Here is a 25,556-nt window from a genome sequence, read left to right on the forward strand (position 1 = left end):
CGCGAAGGAAGGTTCACGGACAGGATCGCCCATGAGCGTCAAGGACAACCCGCCTACCTCCACTGTCGCCAGCCGCGCCATACAGCCTCGCTTCGGCGAGCTGATCCAGGCATGCCGGCAACTGACGATGAACCACCTGGCAGAACTGCTGGGTGCGGTCTTCGCACAGGTAGACGACACCCTCTTCGAGTGCGCCGAGAAAGCCGAGAACAATCAGGTCCAGAGCCTGTTCTTCGAAAGCATGCGCGAAATCCGCCGCCAGCGGCCGGCACTCGAACGCCAGTACCACCAGCGATTCGCCAAGGGCCTCAGCGACTTCATGCAGGGCACCCTGCCACCCAAGCGGCCGCTGGAGGAACTGGATGTCGACCAGCTGACCCTGGTCGGCAACGAGGAATATGAAGAGACGCTGCTGATCACCAACATGGTGAATCAGGTCAAGGCGCAGTGCGCGCAGTCGCTGTTCGCCCTGGAGCAACGCCTCGCCCTGGTGAACAACGGCAGCAAGCTGGCCGAGGACAGCAACCCCTTCGGCCCCCTAGCCATTGCCCAGGCATTTCGCGACACCCTGGCCGAGAGCCCATTCTCGCTACGCATCAAGACTGTGCTTTATATGCTCTTCGATCAGCAGGTCATGCGTAACCTGGCGCCGCTCTACGAGCGCCTGAACCATCGCCTCACCGAGGCCGGCATCCTGCCCAACCTGAAATTCCGTGCGCAGCAGAGTCCGCGCGCAACGCCTCGGCCGGCCGCCCAGCCCAGCGAAAGCGGCGCAGCGCCGGCGGCAACGTCCGCCACCGCGCCTGCCGGAAGCGCTGGCACAGATTCAAGTACAGCCGCGCCAGCCGGAATCCCGACACTCACCGATACGGTGTCCGACCCGCACGACACCTCGCCCCGTCCACCCGGCAACCCGCAAACCCTATACGGCGGCCTCGCCGCCCTGCTCGCCGAACATCGCCGGCAAGGCGTGCAGACCCTCGGCAGCAGCCAGAGCATTGCCAGCTTCAACCCGCGCTCGGCAACCCGAACCTACAGCGCCGACGAACTGCTGGAAGCCCTGAACCGCCTGCAGCGCATTTCCGCCCAGGACCTCGCCCAGCGCCTGCGACAGCCACAGGCGGTGCAGCAGGTGAAGACCGACCTGCACCAACAGCTGGAGGCCGCCAGCGCGCGCCCCGGACAGAATCGGCTGACCGACCAGGAAGCCGATGTCATCGACCTGGTGGGCATGGTCTTCGACTTCATCCTCGACGACGAAAGCCTGCCCGACAGCTGCAAGACCACCCTCTCCCACCTGCACACGCCTTATCTGAAGGTCGCGCTGCAGGACAAGGCACTGTTTACCCAGCACCACCACCCGGCGCGGCGCCTGCTCAACGCCATGGCCCAGGCCGGTTCGCTGTACAGCGGCGAAGGCGAGGAACGCGGGTTGCTCGCCAAGATGCATTGGGTAGTCGAACGCGTTATCCAGGACTTCGTCGGCGACCTGCGCCTGTTCGACGAGCTGCTGACCGACTTCAACGAATTCGTCGCCAACATCCGCCAGAAGGCCGAACTGCGCGAAAGACGCGCCATGGAGGCGGCCCGCGGACGTGACCGCCTGCTGGGCGCACGCGAGCAGGCGCTGGAAGTGGTGACCAAGGCCGTACAGGGGCGCGAGCTGCCGCAGCTGATCCGCAACTTCCTGGAGCTGAGCTGGAGCGACGCCCTGACCTTCATCCTCCTGCGCAACGGCGAGGACAGCGATGAGTGGCGGCGTGCCGGCGAAGTCGCCGAACAGTTGGCCTGGAGCGCCACACCACTCGACAACGCCGGCCGCGAGCGCCTGCAAGCCCTGCGCGTGCCGCTGCTGGAAGACCTGCGCAAAGGCCTGGAGGTACTCGGTGGCTATCACGAGGACGGCATCCGCCGCCTGCTGCAGGACATAGTCGCCTGCCAGCACGCCGTGCAGGCACAGCAACCGCAAATCGCCAACAGTCTCTGCCCAGACCTGCCGGAAAGCCCGCTGGGCGCCATGCTCGACGGCGAAGGCGAGATCGAGCGGCATGCCGAGCAGCTGCTTTCCGAGCGCGGCAAGACGTTGCTCGAAGAGCTGCGCAAGGTCGAGTTCGGTACCTGGTTCGAATTCAGCGACAGCCAGCCGGCACGTCGCCTGAAACTCTCGTGGTTCAGCCCCACGACCCGCAACTACATGTTCGTCGACCATCTCGGCCAACGGGTCGCGGTCAAATCCATCGGCCAGTTGGCCCTGGAAATGGAGCAGGGCAAGGTCCGCCTGCTCGGCCCCGACAGCCAGGACGCACCGCTGGTGGACCGGGCCCTCAACGCCATCTATCGCATGTTGCAGCGCTTTGCCGGGCGCAACCAATCCAAGGAGTAAGCGATGGAAGAACGTCGCCAGCATCAACGGCGTCGCACCGATCTGACCGTGGAGGTCTACGACCGCCACACCGGAGCCAGTCTTGGCCGCCTGGCCGATCTATCCAGCGATGGCTTCATGCTCTGCGGAGCCCAGGTTCCTGCCGCCGACTCGGTGCTCGAGTGCAGGCTCGTGCCTTTACCGCCGCTGCACGAAACCGGGGAAATCCATCTCGGTGCCGACTGCCTGTGGAGCCGCGGCGGCCAGGAAGGGCAACTCGGCTGGGCCGGGTTCCACATCATCGACATTGCCGAGGACCAGGCCGCCGCGCTGGAGGAGCTGATCTCGCACCTCTGAAAGCCTCTCACCGGAGCGCGTATGCTCGCGAATAAGTCCGCAGCGGAGATGCTCACGTGCAAACTCGCTCCTACAGCCTCCGGAATGAAAAAGCCCCGCCTCGCAGGCTGTGTGAAAACCTAGCCGTCTGAGCACAAGCCAAAGACAATGCCCGTATCGATCGATACGGGCATTGTCGTTCATGGGCTATATCCGCGGTGAAGGGCAATGCCTTCCCGAAGAACATCTGGTCCGCGTGATCGAGGCCTACGTGGCGCGGTTGGATCTGCAGCGACTGGGCTTCAGCAAGGCACAGGCGAGCCGGACGGGGCGCCCGGCCTATGATCCGGCCGACCTGCTCAAGCTGTACCTGTATGGCTACTTCCAGCGAATTCGCTCCTCGCGCCGACTGGAAGCCGAATGTCAGCGCAATGTCGAAGTGATGTGGCTGCTGGGTCGCCTGTCGCCGGACTTCAAGACCATTGCCGACTTCCGCAAGGACAATGGCGCGGCGTTTCAGGCGAGCTGTCGTGCAGTTCTGCCGCCAGGTCGGGTTGCTCGGTGGTCAGTTGGTCGCCATCGATGGCAGCAAATTCCAGGCGGTGGCTTCGCGGCGCAAGCACCTGAGCCTGGCGCGACTCAAGCGTCAGCAAGCCCGACTGGAGGCCGAGATAGCCCGCTATCTGAGCGACCTAGATGAAGCCGACCGCGCCGACGCGGGCGATGGGGTCGACCGGCGTGCCGTGATGACTGCGCTGGAGCAGTTGCAGGCTCAACACGCGGACAACCTGACCTGCCAGGTACTGATGCAGGCCCAGGGGCTTGAACAATTCGTGATCGGCGAGGCCGATGCCCAGTTGATGCGAACTCACCAGGGCGCGCGGGTCGCCTACAACGTGCAGAGAGGGGTCGATGACAAGCACTGCCTGGTCCTGCACCACGAGGTGACCCAGGACGGCAATGACACTCGCCAACTGCAGCCGATGGCCGAGGCTGCTCAAGCCGTGCTGGAGCAGGCACAACTGGCGGTCACGGCGGACGCCGGATACTCCAATGGCGAGCAATTCCAGGCGTGCGAGGATGCGGGCATCACGGCGTATGTACCGCCGAACCGTGGTGTTAACAATCACGGCAATGGCACGGCGCTGTTCGACCGAAGCGCCTTCACCTACGACGCGGAGCACGACCGCTATCAGTGCCCGGCAGGCCAGTGGCCCCTGCTCAAACAGGCACGAGGCACAGAGAGGCTTTATGCGATCGCCGGCGACTGCCGCGCTTGCCCTTTGAAGGCGCGTTGCACGAATAGCCAGCGTCGCCCTCTCAGCCGTCATTCCCATGAGTCAGCGTTCGAGCGCATGCAGCAACGCCTGAAGGCCCGGCCGGAGATGATGGCCAGGCGCCGATCCATCGTCGAGCACCCTTTCGGCAACTTGAAACAGTGGATATTCGGCAACTGCCGCTTCCTGCTGCGGCAGTTAGCGGGTGCCAGGACAGAGATGGCCCTGGCCGTGCAGGCCTACAACCTCAAGCGCGCGATCCAGGTGCTCGGCGCTCGGCGCCTGATCGAACTGATGGCCTGAGGCTCCCCAGAAACACCAACGCCCCGAATCGGTCGGGGCGTTGGTATGGCCTCGCTCTCAGCGTGTTCTCACACAGCCTGAGATGCGCGGCGTTTTCGTATCAGGTGCAATCAGATCGAGAACGACTGGCCACACCCGCAGGTGGTGGCGGCGTTCGGGTTCTTGATCACGAAGCGCGAGCCTTCCAGACCTTCCTGGTAGTCCACTTCGGAACCGGCCAGGTACTGGAAGCTCATCGGGTCGACCACCAGGCTGACACCATCGCGCTCGACCACGGTGTCATCGTCCGCGGTGTCTTCGTCGAAGGTGAAGCCGTACTGGAAGCCCGAGCAACCGCCGCCGGTGACGAATACGCGCAGTTTCAGGCGCGGGTTGCCTTCTTCGTCAATCAGCGTCTTCACCTTGTTTGCGGCCCCGTTGGAGAAGATCAGGGGAGTGGGGGTGAAGGTCTCGATGGTCATGTCAGATGTCTCCCGGCCGAAGCCGTACGTTACAACATTGCCGGCTATTATCCGCTTACCCGAGAAAAATGGTCAACTTAGCCGGATCATCCTTCAGCCTAATGGCGAGCCTGGGGATGAATCGGGCTCCCGCGCAGGGAGCCCGGAAGCGCCACTCAGGGCAGCAGCGCGACGTTGGACAGCCCCATGCGCTCGTCCAGGCCGAACAGGATGTTCATGTTCTGGATCGCCTGGCCGGACGCGCCCTTGACCAGGTTGTCGATCACCGAAAGAACCACCACCAGATCGCCGCCCTGCGGACGGTGCACCGCGATGCGGCAGACGTTGGCGCCACGCACGCTACGGGTTTCCGGATGGCTGCCGGCCGGCATCACGTCGACGAAGGGCTCGTTGGCGTAGCGCTCTTCGAAGAGTTTCTGCAGATCCACGCTGCGATCGGCGACGTGCGCGTACAGGGTCGCGTGAATACCGCGGATCATCGGGGTCAGGTGCGGCACGAAGGTCAGGCCGACATCGCCCTTGGCGGCGCGGCGCAGCCCTTGGCTGATCTCCGGCAGGTGGCGGTGCCCCTTCACCGAGTAGGCCATCATGCTTTCGCCGGCCTCGCAGAACAGCGAGCCGACCTTGGCACCACGACCAGCACCGCTCACCCCGGACTTGCAGTCGGCGATCAGGCGCGAGGTATCGGCCAGGCCTGCCTCCAGCAGCGGGATCAGACCCAGTTGGGTAGCGGTCGGATAGCAGCCCGGAACAGCGATCAGGCGGGCCGACTTGATGGCCTCGCGGTTCACTTCCGGCAGACCGTAGACCGCCTCGGGCAGCAGTTCAGGCGCGCCGTGTGGCTGGCCGTACCACTTGGCCCACTCGTCGGCGTCCTGCAGGCGGAAATCGGCAGACAGGTCGATGACCCGGGTGCCGGTGGCCAGCAACTCACCGGCCAGGGCATGGGCAACGCCGTGCGGGGTGGCGAAGAAGACCACGTCGCAAGCACCCAGGCGCTTGGCGTCCGGCACGCTGAAGGCCAGACCGTCGTAGTGGCCTCGCAGGTTCGGGTACATGTCGGCGACTTTCACGCCCTCTTCGGAGCGCGAGGTAATCACCTCGACGCGAGCCTCTGGATGCTGTGCCAGCAGACGCAGCAGTTCCACGCCCGTATAACCCGTACCACCTACGATACCGACCTTGATCATCTATCCGTCACTCCACCTTATGGGGACCACTCAGAGCGGCCAATGATAAGAGCGTGGGCCACGCCTGAACAGGCTGATCAGGCCGATGCGGCGGGCCGTTTGGCGGAGGGCAGATTCTCGAGGAGCTGACGTGCCAGGGCGTGGTAGATCGGAACGGGGCTGATCTGCCGGGATATTGCGCTGGCCAGCAACGTGGCGGCGAGAATAGGCATGAGCATGTCCGGGCTGTGCGAGAGCTCGATGGTGATCACGCTGGCGGTCAGCGGCGTGCGCGTGACACCGGCGAGATAGGCGGACATGCCTAGCAATCCCACTGCCGGCAAGCTTGCGCCGGGGATCAGCGACGTCAACCAGGGCGCCAGGCTCGCGCCGACGGTCAGCGAGGGCGAGAACAGCCCGCCGGGAATGCCGGCGACGAAGGACACCACGTTGGCCAGGAACTTCCACAGCAGGAAGTCGTACCCGACCGTAGGATGCCCTTCGAGGATCGAGCGGGTCTCGGCATAGCCAGTACCGAAGATGTGCTGCCCTGAAAGCAGACCCAACGCTGCGAGCAGCAGACCGCAAGCGGCGGCAAAGCGCACGGGCCAGCGTCCGCGCCAGCGCGCGACGAAGCTCAGCGGGCCGGTCTTGGCCGGCAGGATCAGCCGACAGTAGGCGCCGCCCAGAATGCCGCCGAGCACGCCGCAGGCGACCACCGCGATCCACGCCGGGCCGAATGGCATGGTCTCGGAGAGCGCGCCGAAGTAGCTGTAGCTCCCCATCAGACCGAGGGTGACCACACCGCCAAGCAGCACCGCGGTGAGCAGCAGGCCGCTGAAACGCTGCTCGAACGTCTTGCTCAGCTCCTCGATGGCGAACACCACGCCGCCCAGCGGAGTATTGAATGCCGCGGCGATGCCCGCCGCGCCGCCAGCGAGGATCAGCCCGGAGACGGTGCGCTTGTCGTACAGGCCGAGACGCCGCCCGAAGGAGTACATCAGCGCAGCGCCAATGTGCACGGTCGGGCCTTCGCGACCGGCCGAAGCACCTACCAGCAGCGCGCCAAGCGTCAACACCAGCTTGCCAAGGGCGATGCGCAGCGACAGCAGCCTGTTGCGTGTACGACTGCTGCGTACAGTGAGAGCAACAATGGTCTGAGGAATCCCCGAGCCTCGGGTGTCCTTCAGCGCGCCCTGGGTTATCCAGGCCAAAGCGGCGAACCCCGCGGGGCATAGCAGCCAGGGCCACCACTGGCTATGCGCAACCACGCCACGGAACGTCGCGCTGGCAAGATCGGCAAGGAAGGCAAAGGCCAACGCCACCAAGCCAACCAGCACGGCACCGATCCAGAACGCGACGCTCTGGCGCCAGGGGCGTACCACGGGATGTCGGCGCCAACGGCGGAAAAGGCTGCGCCGGCGGACGGGTGAAGCGGCGTTCTCACCGGATGCTTCGGGATGAGCCGGTGTAGGGTCGGAAGCGGGTGTAGGGTCGGACATGAGGCCGGTCCGGGCATCTGCCGGATGCCCAACGGCACGCCCGTGTGCAGAACGGACATGGCGGGGAATGGATGGTCAGCAGTGTAACCGCCCTTCACACATAGGCAGGCGGGTTTCCGGGGATGACGCTGCCCCGGTGGGGCCACTACTATCACTGCTTCCCCGGCCCAAGGAGTCGTCAATGCTGTACCTGTGGATAAAGGCCTTCCATCTCATCGCGGTGATCTGTTGGTTCGCCGGCCTGTTCTACCTGCCGCGCCTGTTCGTCTACCACGCCATGAGCGAGGACCAGGCCAGCCGCGAGCGCTTCAGTGTGATGGAGCGCAAGCTCTATCGCGGCATCATGGGGCCCTCGATGATTCTCACCATCCTGTTCGGCGCCTGGATGCTCTACCTGAACCCAGCCTGGCTGAGCCAGGGCTGGCTGCATGCCAAGCTGACGCTCGTGGTCCTGCTGATCGGCTATCACCACGCCTGCGGCGCCATGCTCAAGCGCTTCGCCCGCGGCGAGAACAAGCGCAGCCACGTGTTCTACCGCTGGTTCAACGAAGTCCCTGTGATCTTCCTGCTGGCGATCGTCATTCTCGTGGTGATCAAACCTTTCTGAAGCCCCGTCCAGGAGCCCGTCATGTCCCTGCCTGCCCTGCTCGACCGTCGTCTGCGCCTGCCCCTGGTGGCGGCGCCCATGTTCCTGGTGTCCAACCCGCAACTGGTGCTGGCCTGCTGCCGCAGCGGCATCGTCGGCAGCTTCCCGGCGCTGAACCAGCGCGAGAGCAGCGGCTTCAAGGCCTGGCTGGAGGAGATCGAAGCCGGCCTGGCCGGCGATGCGCAGGCCGCGCCCTATGCGGTCAACCTCATCGTCCACCACAGCAACCCGCGGCTGCAGGCCGACCTCGCCTTGTGCGTCGAACATCGCGTACCCATCGTCATCACCAGCCTGGGCGCGGTGCGTGAAGTGGTGGATGCCGTGCACAGCTACGGCGGCCTGGTATTCCATGACGTGACCACCCGCCGCCACGCCGAGAAGGCCGCCGAGGCCGGCGTCGACGGGCTGATCGCCGTGGCCGCAGGCGCCGGTGGGCATGCCGGCACCTGGAGCCCCTTCGCGCTGATCGCGGAGATCCGCCAGTTCTTCGACAAGACCCTGCTGCTGGCCGGCTGCATAAACCATGGCCACGAGATTCTCGCCGCGCAGACGCTCGGCGCCGATCTCGCCTACCTCGGCACGCGCTTCATCGCCACGCGCGAGAGCAATGCCTCCACGCCCTACAAGCAGATGCTGCTGGAAGCGCGCGCCGCCGACATCATCCACACCCCGGCCGTCTCCGGCGTACCGGCCAGCTTCATGCGCCAGAGCCTGGAGGCCGCCGGCTTCGACATGGCGCGCCTGAACGACAAGGGCGAGCTCAACTACGGCGAGAAGCTCAAACCGGTGAACGACGAGGCCAAAGCCTGGAAGACCGTGTGGTCCGCCGGCCAGGGCGTCGGCAACATCAAGGACCTGCCGTCCGTCGACGAACTGGTGGCGCGCCTGGATCGCGAGTACCGCGACGCCCTGCAGCGCAGCAACGCCCTGATCGGCACACTGCGTCCCTGAGACGCGTCGCAAATCGGCGGTAGCTGGCTTGTTGCCGCCATCGCCGCCGATTAGGCTTCATCCAGCGTCAGTAACCGGCCAACCGACAAGGATGCCCCTCGATGGACGACCCGCGTTTCAAAATTGTGTTCGACGGTGCGGTAATGCCCTCCACGCCCCTGGAGACCGTCAAGGAAAACCTCGCTCGCCTGTTCAAGAGCGATGTCTCGCGCATAGAAGCCCTGTTCAGTGGACAGTTGGTGGTGCTCAAGCGCGGCCTGTCCGCGGACGAAGCGGACAAGTACCTGAGCGCGCTGCATGGCGCAGGCGCCAACGCACGCAAGGAAGCGGACGGGCTGAGCGGACTGACGCTGGTGGAAACGGACGATCACCCCAGCGATGAGACTCTGGCCGCACGTGCCACAAGCCAGGCCGCGAGCAACGACAGCATGGTTTGCCCGAAGTGTGGCCACGAGCAGGCCAAGTCCAGCGAGTGCAGCGCCTGCGGCATCATCATCGACAAATACCTCGCGCGTCAGGCAGAACTCGCGGCAATCCAGCCCGCCACCCCGGCAGCCAGCTCTGCTCCGGCGCAGTCGCCGTACACGCCACCGCAAGCCCAGGTAGGCGAGAGCCTGCCGGAGTTCGGCGAGCTCAAGTACTTCACAGCCCAAGGGCGCATCGGCCGCGTGCGCTACCTGGGCTGGAGCATGGGGCTGATCCTCGCGCTGATTCCGCTTTTCGCCGTGATCGCCGGTCTCGCCTCGATTGCCGCTCCGGTGGGAATGCTGCTTGGCGTTGCCGTCTGCGTTGGCATGGTGGTGGCGAGCGTTTTCTTCGGTGTGCAGCGCCTGCACGATATCGGCTGGTCCGGCTGGCTCTGGCTGGTCAACTTCGTGCCGCTGGTAGGTAGCGTGTTCGCCCTGCTGATGCTGCTGCTTCCCGGCACCGCCGGCGCCAACCGCTATGGCCCGCCGCCACCGCCGAACAGCCGTGGCGTATTGCTGCTGGCCTGGGGCAGTGTGCTGCTGCCGTTCCTTATCGGCATTGGCGCCGCCGTCTCCATTCCGGCCTACCAGGACTATGTGAAGCGCGCCCACGACGCAGCTTCCTATAGTCAGAACCAAAGCGCCGATCCAGCAGCCACTGCCGATGACGAACAAGACTCCGGCGACGCCTCGGAGTCGGACAGCGAGTAACCTCCGCGATAGCTCGCACGCATGGGGCGCGCTAGAATCCGCGCCCCATTCCGGAGACCCGTTCATGCCACGCTATGCCTTGATCACCGGCGCCTCCAGCGGCATCGGCCTCGCCCTCGCCGAGGCCCTGGCGCGTAACGGCCAGGCACTGATCCTGGTGGCGCGCCAGCGTGACGCCCTGGAAAGCATCGCTTGCGAACTGTCCCAGCGCTTCGGCGTGGACGTGCTGTTCCGCATCTGCGACCTCGCCGAACCGCTGCAGCTATCAGGCCTTCTGCACGAACTGGAGCAGAGCGGCCGGCAGATCGAGCTACTGGTGAACAATGCCGGCTTCGGCAGCAGCGGCGCCTTCATCGACCAGCCCTGGACGCAGGAGCAGGAGATGATCGAACTCAACGTGTTGGCCCTGGCGCGCCTGTGCCACGCCATCGGCGGGCAGATGGCGCGCAATGGCGGCGGGCAGATACTCAACGTCGCGTCAGTCGTCGGCTTCATGCCGGGCCCCTGGATGAGCAACTACTACGCGACCAAGGCCTATGTACTGCATTTCTCCGAAGCGCTGCGCAATGAACTCAAGCCGCGGGGCGTGAAGGTGTCGGTGCTCTGCCCCGGGCCGACCCGCACCGCCTTTTTCCGCACCGCCAATGTCCGCCTCGGCCGCCTTGAAGGCAGCAAGCTGATGATGAGCCCCGAGGAACTGGCGCAACTGGCGGTCAGGGCGCTGCGCAAGAACAAGGCGATCATCGTGCCCGGCTGGCGCAATCGCCTGATGACCTTGAGCCCGCGCCTGGCTCCGCGCTGGCTGGTGCGCCTGATTGCCGGTCGCCTGAACCGCTCGGTGTTGCCGGGCTAACACGCACTCTGCCAGCCGCTAAACTCAGCCCGCCATGTCCCTGACAGGAGGAAGTACTGTGGACTGCCTGTTTTGCAAGATCGTCGCGGGGCAAATCCCCGCGCGCAAACTCTACGAAGATGACCAACTGATCGCCTTCCACGACATTGGCCCGCAAGCGCCGGTGCACTTCCTGGTGGTGCCGAAGAAGCACATCGCCACGCTCAACGACCTGACCGAAGCCGACAAGCCGCTGGCCGGGCACATTCTCTTCACCGCCCAGCGCCTGGCTGCCGAACAGGGCTGCGAGGAAGGCTTCCGCGTGGTGATGAACTGCAACGACCTCGGCGGGCAGACCGTGCACCACATCCACATGCACGTCCTCGGTCAGCGCCAGATGCACTGGCCGCCGGGCTAAGCGCTTGCGCCACGACGGGGTGGCCCGGCGCCATCCCGTCGCAAGACCTGTCATCCACATTCCGCTAGAATGGCCGCCGAATGTTCTTCCGGAGGTGCGCCATGTCCGCCGACCGTCACTACTCTCCCGCCGACCGTATCCTGCTGCAGGCCGATGCCGCGCTGCGCACCCTGCTGCCGTTCAGCGGTCACCCTGCACGGCCCTCGCCGGCCATCGTGCAGCCCGATGTCGAGCTCAACGAAGACGACAGCCGCCACGTTGCCGGGCTGATGCGCATCAACCACACCGGCGAGGTCTGCGCCCAGGCGCTGTACCAGGGCCAGGCGCTGACCGCCAAGCTGCCGCAGGTGCGCAAGTCCATGGAAGCCGCCGCCGACGAGGAGGTCGACCACCTCGCCTGGTGCGAGCAACGCATCCGCGAGCTGGGCAGCCGCCCGAGCCTGCTCAACCCGCTGTTCTATGGTCTGTCGTTCGGCGTCGGCGCCGCTGCCGGCCTGATCAGCGACCGCATCAGCCTCGGCTTCGTCGCCGCGACCGAAGACCAGGTGTGCAAGCACCTGGACCAGCACCTGGCCGAACTGCCTGCCGAGGACCAGAAGAGCCGCGCCATCCTCGAACAGATGCGCGTCGATGAAGAGCAGCATGCCAGCAGCGCCCTGGATGCCGGTGGCGTGCGCTTCCCGGCACCGATCAAGTTCGGCATGACCCTGCTGTCCAAGGTCATGACCAAGACCACCTACCGGATCTGATCCGGCAACGAAAAAGGGCGCCCGAAGCAGACTGTGTGAAAACCTAGCCGTCTGAGCACAAGCCAAAGACAATGCCCGTATCGATCGATACGGGCATTGTCGTTCATGGGCTATATCCGCGGTGAAGGGCGTGATCAGGGCAGCTTGTTTCCAGTGTCGCTGGATGAGTTGGTTCCCGAAGAACATCTGGTCCGCGTGATCGAGGCCTACGTGGCGCGGTTGGATTTGCAGCGGCTGGGCTTCAGCAAGGCGCAGGCGAGCCGGACGGGGCGCCCGGCCTATGATCCGGCCGACTTGCTCAAGCTGTACCTGTATGGCTACTTCCAGCGAATTCGCTCCTCGCGCCGACTGGAAGCCGAATGTCAGCGCAATGTCGAAGTGATGTGGCTGCTGGGCCGACTGGCGCCGGACTTCAAGACCATTGCCGACTTCCGCAAGGACAATGGCGCGGCGTTTCAGGCGAGCTGTCGTGCAGTTTTGCCGCCAGATCGGGTTGCTCGGTGGTCAGTTGGTGGCCATCGATGGCAGCAAATTCCAGGCAGTGGCTTCACGGCGCAAGCACCTGAGCCTGGCGCGGCTCAAGCGTCAGCAAGCCAAGCTGGAGGCCGAGATAGCCCGCTATCTGAGCGACCTGGATGAAGTGGGTCGCCTGTCGCCGGACTTCAAGACCATTGCCGACTTCCGCAAGGACAATGGTGCGGCGTTTCAGGCGACCTGCCGTGCCTTCGTGCAGTTCTGCCGCCAGGTCGGGTTGCTCGGTGGTCAGTTGGTGGCCATCGATGGCAGCAAATTCCAGGCAGTGGCTTCACGGCGCAAGCACCTGAGCCTGGCGCGGCTCAAGCGTCAGCAAGCCAAGCTGGAGGCCGAGATAGCCCGCTATCTGAGCGACCTGGATGAAGCCGACCGCGCCGAAGCGGGCGATGAGGTCGACCGGTGTGCCGTGAAGACTGCGCTGGAGCAGTTGCAGGCTCAACACGCGGACAACCTGACCTGCCAGGTACTGATGCAGGCCCAGGGGTTGGAGCAGTTCGTGATCGGCGAGGCCGATGCCCAGTTGATGCGAACTCACCAGGGCGCGCGGGTCGCCTACAACGTGCAGAGCGCGGTCGATGACAAGCACTGCCTGGTCCTGCACCACGAGGTGACCCAGGACGGCAATGACACACGCCAACTGCAGCCGATGGCCGAAGCCGCCCAAGCGGTTCTGGAGCAGGCGCAACTCACGGTCACGGCGGACGCCGGCTACTCCAATGGCGAGCAATTCCAGGCGTGCGAGGCTGTGGGCATCACCGCGTATGTACCGCCGAACCGCGGCGTTAACAATCATGGCAACGGCACGGCGCTGTTCGACCGCAGCGCCTTTACCTACGACGCGGAGCACGACCGCTATCAGTGCCCGGCAGGCCAGTGGCTCCCGCTCAAGCAGGTACGCAGCACAGAGAAGATTTATGCGATCGCCGGCGACTGCCGCGCTTGCCCTTTGAAGGCGCGTTGCACGAATAGCCAGCGTCGCCATCTCAGCCGGCATGCCCATGAGTCAGCTTTCGAGCGCATGCAGCAACGCCTGAAGGCCCGGCCGGAGATGATGGCCAAGCGCCAGGCGATCGTCGAACACCCCTTTGGCAACTTGAAACAGTGGGTATTCGGCAACGGCCGCTTCCTGCTGCGGCAGTTAGCGGGCGCCAGAACGGAAATGGCCCTGGCAGTACAGGCCTACAACCTCAAACGCGCGATTCAGGTGCTCGGCGCGCGTCGCCTGATCGAGTTGATGGGATAAACCCTCAGAAAAGCAAACGCCCCGAACCAGTCGGGGCGTTTGTTTTGCCTTGCTCACAGCGTGTTTTCACACGGCCTGGAAGGCGCCCTTTTCATGTCCGAGGATCGGCGATCAACGCGGCATGTTGCGGCCGTAGAAGATTTCCAGCATCTCGTGACGGACCCGCTCTTCCACCTGCTTGCGCTGCTCGGGCGAAAGGTTGCTAGTGGCGTCGCCGAACAGGTAGTTGTCCAGGTCGAACTGCTTGAGCAGCATCTTGGTGTGGAACATGTTCTCCTGGTAAACGTTCACGTCGGTCATCTGGTAGGACTCGTACGTGTCGTCGGAGAGGTAGTTCTGGATCGAGTTGATCTCGTGGTCGATGAAGTGCTTCTTGCCTTCCACGTCACGGGTGAAGCCGCGCACGCGGTAGTCCACGGTGACGATGTCCGAGTCGAACTGGTGGATCAGGTAGTTCAGCGCTTTCAGCGGCGAGATCACCCCGCAGGTGGAAACATCGATGTCCACGCGGAAGGTCGCGATACCTTCCACCGGATGGATCTCCGGGTAGGTGTGCACGGTGATGTGGCTCTTGTCCAGGTGCGCCAGGATGGTCTCAGGCAGCGGCCCGGGCGATTCCTCGATCTGGCTTTCGGTCGGGGTGACCGGTTGCTCGGAGATCAGGATGGTCACGCTGGCGCCTTGCGGGTCGTAGTCCTGACGGGCGATGTTCAGGATATTGGCGCCGATGATGTCGACAACATCAGTGAGGATCTGGGTCAGACGCTCCGCATCGTACTCTTCGTCGATATATTGCACGTAGGCCTGTTGGTCCTCCGGCGTCTCGGCGTAGCAGATGTCGTAGATGTTGAAGCTCAAGGTCTTCGTCAGGTTGTTGAACCCGTGGAGCTTGAGTTTGCTTTTCACCGTGGAAACTCTCTTCAATGCGGCTCCGCCGCGTGGTTGAGCATGCCCGTCAGGCGCATAAGGCGCACCTGCGTAGGACGGTTTACACCTCTTCGCGTTGGCGATTGTGGTTGTCTGATTTGGGGCTTGGCCCCGAAAAAGGTGGCGCATTATGCAGAGGACGACTGCCCTCCGCCAGAGTTTGCGCCACCGGCGTGATGATCGGATGACCGGGCAATCAGCCCAGTTCGACGATCTCGTAGTCGTGGGTGATCTCGACGCCCGCGCGGCCGAGCATGATCGAGGCCGAGCAGTACTTCTCCGCCGACAGCTCGACGGCGCGCTTGACCTGCGCCTCCTTGAGGCCGCGGCCCTTCACTACGAAATGCACGTGGATCTTGGTGAAGACCTTGGGGTCCTCGTCGGCACGCTCGGCTTCGAGGAAGGCCTCGCAGCTTTCAACCGGCTGGCGGCCCTTCTTGAGGATGCTGACCACGTCGAAGTTGGTGCAGCCGCCCAGGCCGAGCAGCAGCATCTCCATCGGGCGCACGCCCAGGTTGCGACCGCCGGCGTCCGGCGGACCGTCCATCACCACCACGTGGCCGCTACCGGATTCACCGAGGAACATGGCCTCGCCAGCCCATTGAATGCGCGCTTTCATCGAAAGAATTCCGCCGGAAAAAAGGACGCACAGATTAACACAGGGCCCGGTAGCCCATGACCGTGTTACCCACTTCTCAAATTGAAACGTCAGTACAGCATTTATCTATTATGCTGGCGCCAGTTAACTGGCACACTCGTCAGACCTTTCTGACATCCTGGCCAGCTTCGGATTGTCGGCATTCAAACACCTGATTAAGCTCTAGCCCTTTGGCGTAGGAGCTCTGCGGTAGAAAACGGCAACGCATCGGATACGACGAACAGGGGAGTCGTCGAGCCAGTACGCTGGGTTGCCAGGGATGCTTCATAAGAAATCGAAAAATCACCTGTCGCGCACAGGACCATTCTTATAATTCGGGACCCGGGCATGGTAGCTATTACCCTTTCACCCAAACCAAAGAACCTCGACAAGCTGCTAGCGCACTGTCACCGCCGCCGCTACACACCCAAGAGCACCATCATCTACGCGGGCGACCGCTGTGAAAGCCTGTTCTTCATCATCAAGGGCTCGGTCACCGTGCTCATCGAGGACGACGACGGCCGCGAGATGATCATCGGCTACCTGAACAGCGGCGACTTCTTCGGCGAGATGGGCCTGTTCGAGAAGGAAGGCAGCATCGCCCAGGAGCGCAGCGCCTGGGTGCGCGCGAAGGGTGAGTGCGAAGTCGCGGAGATCAGCTACGCCAAGTTCCGCGAGATCTGCCTGCAGGACCCGGAGATTCTCATCACTCTCGGCAGCCAGATGGCCGAGCGCCTGCGCAAGACCACCCGCAAGGTCGGCGACCTGGCTTTCCTCGACGTCACCGGACGGGTCGCCCGCACCCTGCTGGACCTGTGCCAGCAGCCGGACGCCATGACCCACCCCGACGGCATGCAGATCAAGATCACCCGCCAGGAGATCGGCCGCATCGTCGGCTGCTCGCGGGAAATGGTCGGCCGCGTGCTCAAGAGCCTGGAGGAACAAGGGCTGGTGCACGTGAAGGGCAAGACCATGGTGGTCTTCGGCACCCGCTGAAACCCACCCACGAAAAGGCCGGCATATCAGGCCGTGTGAAAACCTAGCCGTCTGAGCACAAGCCAAAGACAATGCCCGTATCGATCGATACGGGCATTGTCGTTCATGGGCTATATCCGCGGTGAAGGGCGTGATCAGGGCAGCTTGTTTCCAGTGTCGCTGGATGAGTGGGTTCCCGAAGAACATCTGGTCCGCGTGATCGAGGCCTACGTGGCGCGGCTGGATCTGCAGCGACTGGGCTTCGCGGCGCAAGCACCTGAGCCTGGCGCGGCTCAAGCGTCAGCAAGCCAAGCTGGAGGCCGAGATAGTCCGCTATCTGAGCGACCTGGATGAAGCCTCCCGAAGAACATCTGGTCCGCGTGATCGAGGCCTACGTGGCGCGGCTGGATCTGCAGCGACTGGGCTTCGCGGCGCAAGCACCTGAGCCTGGCGCGGCTCAAGCGTCAGCAAGCCAAGCTGGAGGCCGAGATAGCCCGCTATCTGAGCGACCTGGATGAAACCGACCGCGCCGAAGCGGGCGATGGGGTCGACCGGAGTGCCGTGAAGACTGCACTGGAGCAGTTGCAGGCTCAACACGCGGACAACCTGACTTGTCAGGTACTGATGCAGGCCCAAGGGCTTGAACAACTCGTGATCGGCGAGCCCGATGCCCAGTTGATGCGTACCCACCAGGGCGCACGGGTCGCCTACAACGTGCAAAGTGCCGTCGATGACAAGCATTGCTTGGTGCTGCACCACGAGGTGACCCAGGATGGCAATGACACTCGCCAGTTGCAGCCGATGGCGGAAGCCGCTCAAGCCGTGCTGGAACAGGCGCAACTGACGGTCACGGCGGACGCCGGCTACTCCAATGGCGAGCAATTCCAGGCGTGCGAGGATGCAGGCATCACGGCGTATGTACCGCCGAACCGTGGCGTTAACAATCATGGCAACGGCACGGCACTGTTCGATCGCAGCGCCTTTACCTACGACGTGGATCATGACCGCTATCAGTGCCCGGCAGGCCAGTGGCTCCTGCTCAAACAGGTACGAGGCACAGAGAGGCTTTATGCGATCGCCGGCGACTGCCGCGCTTGCCCTTTGAAGGCGCGTTGCACGAATAGCCAGCGTCGCCATCTCAGCCGTCATGCCCATGAGTCAGCTTTCGAGCGCATGCAGCAACGCCTGAAGGCCCGACCGGAGATGATGGCCAGGCGCCGATCCATCGTCGAGCACCCTTTCGGCAACTTGAAACAGTGGGTATTCGGCAACTGCCGCTTCCTGCTGCGGCAGTTAGCAGGCGCCAGGACAGAGATGGCCCTGGCCGTGCAGGCCTACAACCTCAAACGAGCGATTCAGGTGCTCGGCGCGCGTCGCCTGATTGAGCTGATGGGATGAACCCTCAGAAAAGCAAACGCCCCGAACCAGTCGGGGCGTTTGATTAGCCTTGCTCACAGCGTGTTTTCACACAGTCTGATCAGCGGGGCTTTTTCGTGGGCGGGGATCAGGCGAAGACGATTTCGTCGTTCTCCACCTTCGCGTGGATCTTCGCGCCCGGGAGGAACTTGCCAGCGAGGATCAGTTGCGCCAGCGGGTTCTCGATCCAGCGCTGGATTGCGCGCTTGAGCGGACGGGCGCCATACACCGGGTCGAAGCCGACGGCGATCAGCTTGTCCATCGCCTCGCTGCTCAGCTCCAGGCTCAGCTCGCGCTCGGCCAGGCGCTTGCGCAGGCGGCCCATCTGGATCTCGGCGATACCGGCGATCTGCTCGCGGGCCAGCGGCTCGAACACCACCACCTCGTCGATCCGGTTGATGAACTCCGGGCGGAAGTGCGAGTTCACCGCATCCATCACCGCCGCGTGCTGCGCTTCGCGGTCGCCGACCAGCTCCTGGATCTGCGCCGAACCGAGGTTGGAGGTCATCACCACCACGGTGTTGCGGAAGTCCACGGTACGGCCGTGGCTGTCGGTCAGACGGCCATCTTCCAGCACCTGCAGGAGAATGTTGAAAACGTCCGGATGGGCTTTCTCAACCTCGTCCAGCAGCACCACCGAGTACGGCTTGCGACGCACAGCCTCGGTCAGGTAGCCGCCCTCTTCATAGCCGACGTATCCCGGCGGGGCACCGATCAGGCGAGCCACCGAGTGCTTCTCCATGAACTCCGACATATCGATGCGCACCAGCGCCTCTTCGGTGTCGAAGAGGAACTCGGCCAGCGCCTTGCACAGCTCGGTCTTGCCCACCCCGGTCGGGCCGAGGAAGAGGAAGGAACCGCTCGGCCGGTTCGGGTCGGCCAGGCCAGCGCGGGAACGGCGCACGGCGTTCGCCACGGCGACTACAGCCTCGTGCTGGCCGATGACGCGCTTGTGCAGCTCGTCTTCCATGCGCAGCAGCTTCTCGCGCTCGCCTTCGAGCATCTTCGACACCGGGATGCCGGTCCACTTGGACACGACCTCGGCGATCTCCTCGTCGGTCACCTTGTTGCGCAGCAGCTGGTTCTCCGGCTTGCCGTGCTGGTCGACCATCTGCAGGCTTCGCTCCAGGTCCGGGATCACCCCGTACTGCAGCTCGGCCATGCGGTTGAGGTCGCCCTTGCGACGGGCCGCCTCGAGTTCGGTTCGAGCCTGCTCGATCTTCTGCTGGATCTGCGCCGAGCCTTGCACCTCGGCCTTCTCCGACTTCCAGATTTCTTCCAGGTCGGCGTATTCGCGCTCGAGCTTGGTGATCTCTTCTTCGAGCTTGGCGAGGCGCTTCTTGGTGGCCTCGTCGTCCTCTTTCTTCAGTGCTTCGCGCTCGATCTTCAGCTGGATCAGGCGGCGATCCAGGCGATCGAGCTCTTCCGGCTTGGAGTCGATCTCCATGCGGATGCGGCTGGCCGCCTCGTCGATCAGGTCGATGGCCTTGTCCGGCAGCTGGCGATCGGTGATGTAGCGGTGCGACAGCTTGGCCGCGGCGATGATGGCGCCGTCGGTGATGGTCACACCGTGGTGCACTTCATAGCGCTCTTTCAGGCCACGGAGGATGGCGATGGTGTCTTCCTCGCTCGGCTCGTCGACCAGCACTTTCTGGAAGCGCCGCTCCAGCGCCGCATCCTTCTCGATGTACTGGCGGTACTCGTCCAGGGTCGTGGCGCCGACGCAATGCAGCTCGCCCCGAGCCAGGGCCGGCTTGAGCATGTTGCCGGCGTCCATGGCGCCTTCGGCCTTGCCGGCGCCAACCATGGTGTGCAGTTCGTCGATGAACAGGATGATCCGACCTTCCTGCTTGGACAGCTCGTTCAGCACCGCCTTCAGGCGCTCCTCGAACTCGCCGCGGAACTTGGCGCCGGCGATCAGCGCGCCCATGTCCAGCGCCAGCAGGCGCTTGTCCTTCAGGCCGTCGGGCACTTCGCCGTTGATGATGCGCTGGGCCAGGCCTTCGACAATGGCGGTCTTGCCGACGCCGGGCTCACCGATCAACACAGGGTTGTTCTTGGTGCGCCGTTGCAGGACCTGGATGGTCCGGCGGATCTCGTCGTCACGGCCGATAACCGGGTCGAGCTTGCCCTCTTCGGCGCGCTTGGTCATGTCGACGGTGTACTTGTCCAACGCCTGGCGCGATTCCTCGGCATTGGGGTCGTTGACCGCCTCGCCGCCGCGCAGGTTGTTCACGGCGTTTTCCAGAGCCTTCTTCGACACCCCCTGGCCGAGCAGCAGCTTGCCGAGCTTGGAGTTGTCGTCCAGGGCGGCGAGCAGCACGAGCTCGCTGGAGATGAACTGGTCACCCTTCTGCTGCGCCAGGCGGTCGGCCTGGTTGAGCAGGCGCGCCAGGTCCTGCGAGAGGTTCACGTCGCCAGTGGGGTTCTGGATCTTCGGCAGCGTATCCAGCTCTTTATTCATCGCGCTGCGCAGGGCCGGGATATCGAAGCCGACCTGCATCAGCAGGGGCTTGATGGAGCCGCCCTGCTGCTCGAGCAGGGCGGAAAGCAGGTGCACCGGCTCGATGGCCGGGTGATCGTGGCCAACGGCCAGGGACTGGGCATCGGAGAGCGCCAGTTGCAGCTTGCTGGTCAAGCGGTCGATTCGCATGGGATATGTCCTTCCTTCTGAATAGCGGGTCGGAGCGATCGCTGCCCCTGGTGAAGAGAAACCCGCCGGGATGCCAGATAGATAAGGACAATTTTGGCCGCTTCAAGGCATTCGGCCATGACGCCGGTCAGTTCGTCCTACAGGTAGTTCCTACTTGTAGGAGCAAACGTGGCCTTGGGATCAATCCAGCCAGACCAGACTGGCCAGGCGACCGGTGCGCGAATTGCGCCTGTAGGAATAGAAGCGCTCGGTGTCGCTGAAGGTGCAGAAGCCGCCGCCATACACAGCCGTTACGCCGCGCGCGGCCAGGCGAATACGCGCCAGCTGGTAGATGTCGGCCATGAAGCGCCCGTCATTGCGACTGGGCACGAAGGCGACGTCGGTTTCAGCGTGTTCGGCAAGGAAGGCATCGCGCACTTCCGCCCCGACCTCGAAGGCTTGAGGGCCAATGGCCGGGCCGAGCCATACGAGCACTTCCTCGGGCGCAACTGCCAGCTTGTCGAGCGTTGCCTCCAGCACGCCACCGACCAGCCCGCGCCAGCCGGCATGGGCTGCGGCCACGCGGGTTCCGGCGCGATTGCAGAACAGCGCGGGGAGGCAGTCGGCAGTCAGCACTGTGCAAGCGATGCCTGGAGTCGAGCTCCAGTTGGCGTCCGCCGTCATCACTTGAGAAGGATCGGCCTCGACCACTTCGATGCCATGCACCTGGCTCAGCCAGGCGGGCTGGCAACCGTGCGCGGCGACCAGACGCCGACGGTTCTCCGCCACAGCGGCCGGATCATCGCCGACATGGTCGCCAAGGTTGAGGCTGTCGAACGGCGCCTGGCTCACTCCACCGGCGCGGGTGCTGACGGTGGCGCGCACGTTGGCCGGCGCGGGCCAGTCCGGGGTGATCCAGGCAGCGTTCATACGAAGGATTCGGCGTCCTGGCGCAATAGGCTGAGCAGCCAGGTGAAGTCGTCCGGCAGCGGCGACTCCCACTTCATGCGTACGCCGCTGGCCGGGTGATCGAGCTCCAGGAAGCGCGCGTGCAGGGCCTGACGTGGGAAATCACGCAGCGACTCGACCAAGGTCGGGCTCGCGCCCGGCGGAATGCGGAAGCGCCCGCCATAGACGGGGTCGCCCACCAGCGGGAAGCCGATGTGCGACATGTGCACGCGGATCTGGTGGGTGCGACCGGTCTCCAGCTTGACGCGGGTATGCGTGTGCGAACGGAAGCGCTCCAGCACGCGGTAATGACTGATCGCCTGCTTGCCGGTCGGGACGACTGCCATCTTCTGGCGCATCACCCCGTGGCGGCTGATGGGCGCGTCGATCTTGCCGCCAGCGACGATCACGCCGACCACGATGGCCTCGTACACGCGGCTGACGCTGCGCGCCTGCAGCTGGGAAACCAGGTTGGTGTGGGCTTCCAGGGTCTTGGCGACCACCATCAGGCCGGTGGTGTCCTTGTCCAGGCGGTGGACGATGCCGGCGCGCGGCACGTTGGCCAGCCCCGGCACGTGGTGCAGCAGCGCGTTTAGCAGGGTGCCGTCCTGGTGCCCGGCAGCCGGGTGCACGACCAGGCCGGCGGGCTTGTCGATCACCAGGATGTGCTCGTCCTCGTAGATGATGTCGAGCTCGATGTCCTGGGCCTTCCACTCACCCTGGGCCTCCAGCTCGACTTCCAGCGCCAGGCGCGAGCCGGCGTGGACGATGTCCTTGGGTCGCAGCACGGCGCCGTCGACCGTCAGCCGGCCGTCCTTGATCCAGCCGGAAAGGCGCGAGCGGGAGTGTTCGGGGAAAAGTTGTGCGGCGATCTGGTCGAGCCGTTGGCCGCCCAGATCGAACGGCACTTCGGCCGCCAGTTGGATGAGATCAGACATGTTGGGACGCGCTGGGCGCGCCACCTTTTGATAGGCGGCACGCTGTGGTTAAATACGGGGCCTTTGTCCCAGGGGGTACCCCTGGGGCGCCAATCATAACAGACGGATGCGGCCGCGACAGCCGACCGTCCAGGGACGCAAGCCGCCATGCAAGTGAAACACCTGCTGCTGATCGCCACCCTCGCCTTCGTCGGCGCGTGCTCGTCGAAAGGCGACAAGGTCGACGAGAACCTGAGCGAAACCCAGCTGTACCAGCAGGCGCAGGAAGACCTGAACAACAATAGCTACACCAACGCCACCAACAAGTTGAAGGCGCTTGAGTCCCGCTATCCGTTCGGCCGCTACGCCGAACAGGCTCAGTTGGAGCTGATCTACGCCAACTACAAGAACAACGAGCCGGAAGCCGCACGTTCGGCCGCAGAGCGCTTCATCCGCCTGCACCCGCAGCACCCCAACGTCGATTACGCCTACTACCTGAAGGGTCTGGCGTCCTTCGACCAGGACCGTGGCCTGCTGGCGCGCTTCCTGCCGCTGGACATGACCAAGCGCGACCCGGGCGCGGCGCGTGACTCCTTCAACGAGTTCGCCCAGCTCACCAGCCGCTACCCCAACAGCCGCTATGCCCCGGACGCCAAGGCGCGCATGGTCTACCTGCGCAACCTGCTGGCCGCCTACGAAGTGCACGTCGGCCACTACTACCTGAAGCGCAAGGCCTACGTAGCCGCCGCCAACCGTGGCCGCTACATCGTCGAGAACTTCCAGGAAACCCCAGCCGTCGGCGATGGCCTGGCAATCATGACCGAGGCCTACCAGCGCCTGGGCCTGAACGACCTGGCCGACAGCAGCCTGCAGACCCTGAAGCTCAACTACCCGGACAACCCCAGCCTGAAGGACGGCCAGTTCGTGCCCCGCGAGCGCGGCGACGACGACCGCAGCTGGCTGGCCAGGGCCACCCTGGGCCTGATCGACTCGCATACCGCGCCCTCCTCTGCCGTGGAAACCCAGGCGAGCAAGGACGTTGCCAAGCAGTACCAGGACGCCCTGCAGCAGATTCCGCCGGAACTGCAGCCGGAGAACCAGGGCAAGTCCACCGAGGCGCCAGACACCAGCGGCCGGAAGAAGCACTCCTGGATGCACTATGTGACCTTCGGCCTGGTCGACTGACCCATCCGAGGACACCGAAAGGGAGGCGCAAGCCTCCCTTTTTCGTTGCCGGGAGCACGATATGGGAAACCTGGCACGCGGGTGCTTGCCCGGCGTGCTGGCTTGGTTACACTGCGGCTCTTCCGAAAAGAAAGGGACCACCATGACCCGACTGCTGTTCTGGCTCATCCTGTTCGCCCTGGCCTGGTGGTTCTGGCGCAAGGCGACACGCCCGCAGCGGCCTGCGGCGAAGCCCCGGGACGAGCAAGCCGAGCCCATGGTGCGCTGCGCCCAGTGCGGCGTGCACGTGCCGCGTGCCCAGGCGCTGCAGAACGAACAGCGCTGGTACTGCAGCCAGGCCCACCTGCAACAGGATCAGACCCGACATGGCTAAGGCCATCCCGCTCAGCGGCCAGCAGGGGCAGCGCATCCTTCGCCTGTACCACCTGTACCGCCTGAGCATCGGCCTGGCGTTGGTGCTGCTGATTTCCAGCAACCTCGACAACCACATCCTGGCGCCCCGCGACATCGAGCTATTCCACATCGGCTGCTGGGGCTACCTGATCATCAATATCCTGATCGCCGTGCTGATGCCGTCGCCGCGCCAGCTGCTGCCGATCTTCTGCATCGCCCTGCTCGACATCATCCTGCTCTGCGGCCTGTTCTTCGCCGCCGGCGGGGTGCCTAGCGGGGTCGGCAACCTGCTGGTGGTGGCCGTAGCTATCGCCAATATCCTGCTGCGCGGGCGCATCGGCCTGCTGATCGCCGCGGTCGCCGCGATCGGCATGATCTACCTGACCTTCTACCTGAGCCTCAGCCAACCGTCGGCGGTCAACCATTACCTGCAGGTCGGCGGCCTGGGCGCCCTGTGCTTCGCCGCCGCCTTGTTGCTGCAAGGCCTGACGCGCCGCCAGCAGCTCAGCGATTCGCTCGCCGAGGAGCGCGCCACCACCGTGGCCAACCTGCAGGAGCTCAACGCGCAGATCCTCCAGCGCATGCGTACCGGCATCCTGGTACTCGACAGCCAGCAGCGCATCCTGCTGGCCAACCAGAGTGCGCACAGCCTGCTGGCGGAGTCGGAACTCGCCGCGCGACGCCTCGCGACCTACAGCCAGGACCTGCTCGACAGCCTGCAGCAATGGTCGCAGAACCCCTCGCTGCGCCCACCCAGCATCCAGGCCCCGGACAGCGGCCCCACGCTGCAGCCGAGCTTCATTCCGCTGCGCCATGGCGAAGAGCAGCACACCCTGGTCTTCCTCGAAGACATCTCGCAGATCGCCCAGCAGGCACAACAACTCAAGCTTGCGGCGCTCGGCCGGCTAACCGCCGGGATCGCCCACGAAATCCGCAATCCGCTGGGCGCAATCAGCCATGCCGCACAACTGCTGCTCGAGTCCGAAGCGCTGGACGCCCCCGACCGCCGGCTGACGCAGATCATCCAGGACCAGTCACGGCGCATGAACCTGGTGATCGAGAACGTCCTGCAATTGTCGCGGCGACGCCAGGCGGAGCCACAACTGCTCGACCTCAAATACTGGCTGCAGCGCTTCAGTGCCGAGTTGTGCGAAAGCCTGCGACCGGACCAGCAAATCCACGTGCAAATGGGCGACGGCAGCATCCAGACGCGCATGGACCCGAACCAGCTCACGCAGGTACTCGGCAATCTGGTGCAGAATGGCCTGCGCTACAGCGCCAAGCAGCACGGCAAGGGCCAGGTGTGGCTGAATCTGTTCCGCGACAGCGAGAGCGACCTGCCCGTCCTCGAGGTGCTCGACGACGGTCCCGGCATAGCGGAGGAGCAGCTGGGCAAGCTGTTCGAGCCGTTCTTCACCACCGAAAGCAAGGGCACGGGCCTCGGCCTGTACATTTCCCGGGAGCTGTGCGAAAGCAACCAGGCCCGCATCGACTTCAAGAACCGCGACGAGGGCGGTGGCTGCTTCCGCATCACCTTCGCCCACCCGCTCAAGCAAAGCTGAAAG

The 25,556-nt window shown here is 64.4% G+C and carries 20 protein-coding genes and 4 pseudogenes; 16 read left to right on the forward strand and 8 right to left on the reverse strand.

Translation table 11 applies throughout. From position 1 onward, the window contains the following. The first annotated feature begins 31 nt into the window (after nucleotides 1-31). The 3 genes and pseudogenes from PKB_RS23450 (at nucleotide 32) to PKB_RS23460 (ending at nucleotide 4,278) form a co-directional block, all read left to right on the forward strand. The gene (locus PKB_RS23450) at nucleotides 32-2,383 is read left to right on the forward strand and encodes a DUF1631 domain-containing protein (RefSeq protein WP_043254987.1); all 2,352 of its coding nucleotides are present in this window, start codon (nucleotides 32-34) and stop codon (nucleotides 2,381-2,383) included. 3 nt (nucleotides 2,384-2,386) lie between these two features. Further along, entirely contained in the window at nucleotides 2,387-2,719 is a 333-nt protein-coding gene (locus PKB_RS23455) for a PilZ domain-containing protein (protein WP_043254992.1), read from the forward strand. Between the two features lie 181 nt (nucleotides 2,720-2,900). After that, nucleotides 2,901-4,278 (forward strand): annotated as a pseudogene (locus PKB_RS23460) (IS1182 family transposase). Nucleotides 4,279-4,388: 110 nt separating this feature from the next. On the opposite strand, the gene erpA reads toward PKB_RS23460, so the two are convergent. From erpA to PKB_RS23475, 3 genes are all read right to left on the reverse strand, one after another. Then, nucleotides 4,389-4,739: an iron-sulfur cluster insertion protein ErpA gene (gene erpA, locus PKB_RS23465; protein WP_043254994.1), complete on the reverse strand. Its 351-nt coding sequence runs from the start codon at nucleotides 4,737-4,739 to the stop codon at nucleotides 4,389-4,391. A 155-nt stretch (nucleotides 4,740-4,894) separates the two neighbouring features. Next, nucleotides 4,895-5,929, reverse strand: coding sequence for an N-acetyl-gamma-glutamyl-phosphate reductase (gene argC / locus PKB_RS23470; RefSeq protein ID WP_043254996.1), 1,035 nt, complete (start codon nucleotides 5,927-5,929; stop codon nucleotides 4,895-4,897). Nucleotides 5,930-6,006: 77 nt separating this feature from the next. After that, a complete protein-coding gene (locus tag PKB_RS23475; RefSeq protein WP_084166705.1) occupies nucleotides 6,007-7,410 on the reverse strand; it encodes a chloride channel protein in 1,404 nt (467 codons plus the stop codon). A gap of 184 nt (nucleotides 7,411-7,594) precedes the next feature. Here PKB_RS23475 and hemJ point away from each other — a divergent pair, with 184 nt between their 5' ends. The 8 genes and pseudogenes from hemJ to PKB_RS23510 all read left to right on the forward strand — a co-directional run. Next, nucleotides 7,595-8,017: a protoporphyrinogen oxidase HemJ gene (gene hemJ, locus PKB_RS23480; RefSeq protein WP_197539286.1), complete on the forward strand. Its 423-nt coding sequence runs from the start codon at nucleotides 7,595-7,597 to the stop codon at nucleotides 8,015-8,017. Nucleotides 8,018-8,038: 21 nt separating this feature from the next. Continuing rightward, complete coding sequence (locus PKB_RS23485; RefSeq protein WP_043255003.1) at nucleotides 8,039-9,007, forward strand: NAD(P)H-dependent flavin oxidoreductase; 969 nt, start codon at nucleotides 8,039-8,041, stop codon at nucleotides 9,005-9,007. Between the two features lie 101 nt (nucleotides 9,008-9,108). Next, nucleotides 9,109-10,185, forward strand: coding sequence for a DUF805 domain-containing protein (locus PKB_RS23490; protein WP_043255009.1), 1,077 nt, complete (start codon nucleotides 9,109-9,111; stop codon nucleotides 10,183-10,185). Between the two features lie 64 nt (nucleotides 10,186-10,249). Further along, nucleotides 10,250-11,038 carry an SDR family NAD(P)-dependent oxidoreductase gene (locus PKB_RS23495; RefSeq protein ID WP_043255011.1) on the forward strand — a complete coding sequence of 263 codons (789 nt, stop codon included), beginning with the start codon at nucleotides 10,250-10,252 and terminating at the stop codon, nucleotides 11,036-11,038. Between the two features lie 58 nt (nucleotides 11,039-11,096). Further along, complete coding sequence (locus tag PKB_RS23500; protein ID WP_043255013.1) at nucleotides 11,097-11,435, forward strand: histidine triad nucleotide-binding protein; 339 nt, start codon at nucleotides 11,097-11,099, stop codon at nucleotides 11,433-11,435. A 101-nt stretch (nucleotides 11,436-11,536) separates the two neighbouring features. Next, the gene (gene coq7, locus PKB_RS23505) at nucleotides 11,537-12,184 is read left to right on the forward strand and encodes a 2-polyprenyl-3-methyl-6-methoxy-1,4-benzoquinone monooxygenase (RefSeq protein ID WP_043255014.1); all 648 of its coding nucleotides are present in this window, start codon (nucleotides 11,537-11,539) and stop codon (nucleotides 12,182-12,184) included. 105 nt (nucleotides 12,185-12,289) lie between these two features. Further along, a pseudogene (locus PKB_RS29350) lies at nucleotides 12,290-12,590 on the forward strand (transposase); the annotation flags it as partial. Nucleotides 12,591-12,767: 177 nt separating this feature from the next. Next, nucleotides 12,768-13,961, forward strand: a pseudogene (locus tag PKB_RS23510) (IS1182 family transposase); the annotation flags it as partial. A gap of 111 nt (nucleotides 13,962-14,072) precedes the next feature. On the opposite strand, the gene speD reads toward PKB_RS23510, so the two are convergent. Next, on the reverse strand, nucleotides 14,073-14,867 hold the full coding sequence (gene speD, locus PKB_RS23515) for an adenosylmethionine decarboxylase (RefSeq protein WP_043255016.1): 795 nt from the start codon (nucleotides 14,865-14,867) through the stop codon (nucleotides 14,073-14,075). Nucleotides 14,868-15,084: 217 nt separating this feature from the next. After that, on the reverse strand, nucleotides 15,085-15,507 hold the full coding sequence (locus PKB_RS23520; RefSeq protein WP_015475289.1) for an OsmC family protein: 423 nt from the start codon (nucleotides 15,505-15,507) through the stop codon (nucleotides 15,085-15,087). Between the two features lie 366 nt (nucleotides 15,508-15,873). Here PKB_RS23520 and crp point away from each other — a divergent pair, with 366 nt between their 5' ends. Continuing rightward, a complete protein-coding gene (gene crp / locus PKB_RS23525; protein ID WP_043255019.1) occupies nucleotides 15,874-16,521 on the forward strand; it encodes a cAMP-activated global transcriptional regulator CRP in 648 nt (215 codons plus the stop codon). A 105-nt stretch (nucleotides 16,522-16,626) separates the two neighbouring features. After that, nucleotides 16,627-17,898 (forward strand): annotated as a pseudogene (locus PKB_RS23530) (transposase). A 106-nt stretch (nucleotides 17,899-18,004) separates the two neighbouring features. Here the strand turns inward: PKB_RS23530 and clpB are convergent. From clpB to rluD, 3 genes are all read right to left on the reverse strand, one after another. Further along, nucleotides 18,005-20,569: an ATP-dependent chaperone ClpB gene (clpB, locus tag PKB_RS23535; protein WP_043255022.1), complete on the reverse strand. Its 2,565-nt coding sequence runs from the start codon at nucleotides 20,567-20,569 to the stop codon at nucleotides 18,005-18,007. Between the two features lie 180 nt (nucleotides 20,570-20,749). Continuing rightward, nucleotides 20,750-21,478: a peptidoglycan editing factor PgeF gene (gene pgeF / locus PKB_RS23540; RefSeq protein WP_043255023.1), complete on the reverse strand. Its 729-nt coding sequence runs from the start codon at nucleotides 21,476-21,478 to the stop codon at nucleotides 20,750-20,752. Then, nucleotides 21,475-22,434 (reverse strand): 23S rRNA pseudouridine(1911/1915/1917) synthase RluD, encoded by a 960-nt coding sequence (gene rluD / locus PKB_RS23545; protein ID WP_043255025.1) that lies wholly within the window; start codon nucleotides 22,432-22,434, stop codon nucleotides 21,475-21,477. The genes pgeF and rluD overlap by 4 nt, the downstream gene beginning before the upstream one ends. Nucleotides 22,435-22,581: 147 nt before the next feature. On the opposite strand from rluD, the gene PKB_RS23550 reads away from it, so the two are divergent. The 3 genes from PKB_RS23550 (at nucleotide 22,582) to PKB_RS23560 (ending at nucleotide 25,553) form a co-directional block, all read left to right on the forward strand. Continuing rightward, entirely contained in the window at nucleotides 22,582-23,598 is a 1,017-nt protein-coding gene (locus PKB_RS23550) for an outer membrane protein assembly factor BamD (RefSeq protein ID WP_043255027.1), read from the forward strand. A gap of 142 nt (nucleotides 23,599-23,740) precedes the next feature. Next, nucleotides 23,741-23,971, forward strand: a complete 231-nt coding sequence (locus tag PKB_RS23555; RefSeq protein ID WP_043255028.1) for a PP0621 family protein — start codon at nucleotides 23,741-23,743, stop codon at nucleotides 23,969-23,971. Next, nucleotides 23,964-25,553, forward strand: a complete 1,590-nt coding sequence (locus PKB_RS23560) for a sensor histidine kinase (protein ID WP_043255029.1) — start codon at nucleotides 23,964-23,966, stop codon at nucleotides 25,551-25,553. The genes PKB_RS23555 and PKB_RS23560 overlap by 8 nt, the downstream gene beginning before the upstream one ends. The last annotated feature ends 3 nt before the right edge of the window (nucleotides 25,554-25,556 follow it).

Origin of the sequence: Pseudomonas knackmussii B13 (genome assembly GCF_000689415.1) — a bacterium.
Taxonomy (GTDB): domain Bacteria; phylum Pseudomonadota; class Gammaproteobacteria; order Pseudomonadales; family Pseudomonadaceae; genus Pseudomonas; species Pseudomonas knackmussii.

Coding starts and splice junctions, on each gene's coding strand:
- rluD (WP_043255025.1), bottom strand. CDS start 22,434: ATGTCTGATCTCATCCAACTGGCGGCCGAAGTGCCGTTCGATCTGGGC.
- PKB_RS23485 (WP_043255003.1), top strand. CDS start 8,039: ATGTCCCTGCCTGCCCTGCTCGACCGTCGTCTGCGCCTGCCCCTGGTG.
- crp (WP_043255019.1), top strand. CDS start 15,874: ATGGTAGCTATTACCCTTTCACCCAAACCAAAGAACCTCGACAAGCTG.
- PKB_RS23490 (WP_043255009.1), top strand. CDS start 9,109: ATGGACGACCCGCGTTTCAAAATTGTGTTCGACGGTGCGGTAATGCCC.
- clpB (WP_043255022.1), bottom strand. CDS start 20,569: ATGCGAATCGACCGCTTGACCAGCAAGCTGCAACTGGCGCTCTCCGAT.
- erpA (WP_043254994.1), bottom strand. CDS start 4,739: ATGACCATCGAGACCTTCACCCCCACTCCCCTGATCTTCTCCAACGGG.
- PKB_RS23555 (WP_043255028.1), top strand. CDS start 23,741: ATGACCCGACTGCTGTTCTGGCTCATCCTGTTCGCCCTGGCCTGGTGG.
- PKB_RS23475 (WP_084166705.1), bottom strand. CDS start 7,410: ATGTCCGACCCTACACCCGCTTCCGACCCTACACCGGCTCATCCCGAA.
- argC (WP_043254996.1), bottom strand. CDS start 5,929: ATGATCAAGGTCGGTATCGTAGGTGGTACGGGTTATACGGGCGTGGAA.
- pgeF (WP_043255023.1), bottom strand. CDS start 21,478: ATGAACGCTGCCTGGATCACCCCGGACTGGCCCGCGCCGGCCAACGTG.
- PKB_RS23495 (WP_043255011.1), top strand. CDS start 10,250: ATGCCACGCTATGCCTTGATCACCGGCGCCTCCAGCGGCATCGGCCTC.
- PKB_RS23455 (WP_043254992.1), top strand. CDS start 2,387: ATGGAAGAACGTCGCCAGCATCAACGGCGTCGCACCGATCTGACCGTG.
- coq7 (WP_043255014.1), top strand. CDS start 11,537: ATGTCCGCCGACCGTCACTACTCTCCCGCCGACCGTATCCTGCTGCAG.
- PKB_RS23450 (WP_043254987.1), top strand. CDS start 32: ATGAGCGTCAAGGACAACCCGCCTACCTCCACTGTCGCCAGCCGCGCC.
- PKB_RS23560 (WP_043255029.1), top strand. CDS start 23,964: ATGGCTAAGGCCATCCCGCTCAGCGGCCAGCAGGGGCAGCGCATCCTT.
- PKB_RS23520 (WP_015475289.1), bottom strand. CDS start 15,507: ATGAAAGCGCGCATTCAATGGGCTGGCGAGGCCATGTTCCTCGGTGAA.
- PKB_RS23550 (WP_043255027.1), top strand. CDS start 22,582: ATGCAAGTGAAACACCTGCTGCTGATCGCCACCCTCGCCTTCGTCGGC.